This is a genomic window from Methanobrevibacter curvatus (genome assembly GCF_001639295.1).
GTDB lineage: Archaea > Methanobacteriota > Methanobacteria > Methanobacteriales > Methanobacteriaceae > Methanoflexus > Methanoflexus curvatus.
Genome location: NZ_LWMV01000082.1, coordinates 1 through 1,974 on the forward strand (window position 1 = coordinate 1; position 1,974 = coordinate 1,974).

Annotated in this window: 1 protein-coding gene; it reads right to left on the minus strand. The window is 23.9% G+C overall.

Annotated features, from left to right (window positions below):
• Positions 1 to 134: 134 nt before the first annotated feature.
• Positions 135 to 1,718, minus strand: coding sequence for an ATP-binding protein (locus MBCUR_RS02070; RefSeq protein ID WP_067089609.1), 1,584 nt, complete (start codon positions 1,716 to 1,718; stop codon positions 135 to 137).
• Between the last annotated feature and the right edge of the window lie 256 nt (positions 1,719 to 1,974).

Genomic DNA, 1,974 nt, shown 5'->3' on the forward strand with positions numbered 1-1,974 from the left:
ATTTGTTTCTCATATACATTTGTTATTCTTACTAAAGATAATTATAAATTTTTAATTTAATGTTTAGATAAGTCTATTTCTAATTTTAAAGTAATTTTTATAGTTATTTAAAATTATTATTAACTCTAAGCTCATTAAATATTTAATGGTTCTATATGAGATTTAACTGTGCGGTCTCCAAATGCAACACTAAGGAGAACAACATTGTAACCTGTGTATGGTGAGTAGTATTTTTTATCCTTAATTTGTGAGATTGCTTTATTTATCATTTTGTCTAAAGATTCAGTTAAATTGTATTTAATTTCAATAATAACTACAAGGTCATCTTTTTTAAGAACTGCATCAAGTCTACCTGTGGAAGTTAAAACTTCACCATGGATAAAAAATCCCATTAGTTTAAACCATGAAAGTAGCATAACATGATAAAAAGACTCAATTAAATCTTTTTCTTTAATATTGCCATATAATAAAGAGGGAATACTACTAATTAAATTGTTAAATGAGTTTTGTAATCCATTGTTATCTATTTTTATAATTTCATCTAAAATTTTACGAGCTAAAAAAATAACATCAACACTGTCTTCATTAGTATATTCTGTAATTATTGAAGTAAACAAGGAGTCATTAACTTCTTTATTTGGAATATCTAGTCTGTAAGATGGGAGCTCACCTATAGCAATATCTACTTCATTAATAGTTAAATAACCTGTTTGCAGCAATAATGTAGTGAAATCCAGATTTTTTAAATGAAAATTAGGAAATTCTCCCTGAATATTGTTATTAGAATTAAATAGAACATTTATATTGTTGTTACTAGTATTGTTTTTAATAAAATCTATTAAAAAAGAAGGTGTCCCACTTTCAAACCAATAATTATTAAATTGACCTTTAAAGAATAATGATAATATAGAATAAGGGTTATATACCTTGTTTTTACCATCCCATGAGTATCCATTGTACCATTTTTTAATTAAAGACAATAAATCAGAGTTGGAAATATTGTTATCTTCACTAAATTTGTTTATATGCTCTTTAAAATAATATTCTAATTCTTTTTGAGTGTAACCACAAATACAAGGATAAGTAAGAGTAATATCAGTCACATTGTTAAGACCAGAAAAGATAGACGTTTTAGAGAATTTAGTTACTCCAGTTATAAAAATAAATTGAATAAACTCCTCACTAGACTTTAAAACACCATAAAAATCTTTTAAACTCTTACGATTTTTTTCTGCTAAATCATAATCAGGGAGGTTATCAATTATAGGTTTATCATATTCATCAATTAAAACCACAATTTTATTATCATGTGTTTCACGAATTTTAAAAATTAATTCTTTAAATTTACTTTCTAAGTTAGGAGCAGAGAGTTTGATGTTAAATTCATAAGCTATCATTTCCAATGACCAATTTAAGGAAGATTCTAACTGTTCATTACTTTTACTATTTACACTCATATCTAGATGTATTATTGGATATGTTTCATTCCAATCCCACTTGCCATAAATGTATAACCCTTTAAAAAGTTTTTTGTTTCCTTTAAAAAGCTCTTTTAAAGTACTGACAAGAAGTGATTTACCAAAACGTCGAGGACGGGATAGGAAAAACTTTTTTCCAGGCTTATACATTTCATGAATAAATTTTGTTTTATCTACATATATATAACCATCTTCAATTAAATTAGGAAATGTTCCAATATCCAAAGGTAATTCTTTCATAATAATCGCTATCTTTATGTTTTAAGTATTGTTCAAGTAAATTTAATCTTTGAAAAATTTAATTACATATCATTATAAATTATATATGATTTTAATGATTAATATAATTTTCCATATTGAAATTTAAAAAAACATATAATAGCTGTGCAACAATTTGAAAATCTAATTTTCTAAATTTAACTAATTAAGTTAAAATTAGGTTTATAATGTTATAATAAATTTTATTATAAAAGTAAATATAAATATTTAATAAAAT

Bases quoted from the DNA above. Each gene is read 5' to 3' on its own strand.
- MBCUR_RS02070 (WP_067089609.1), bottom strand. From the start codon at position 1,718: ATGAAAGAATTACCTTTGGATATTGGAACATTTCCTAATTTAATTGAA.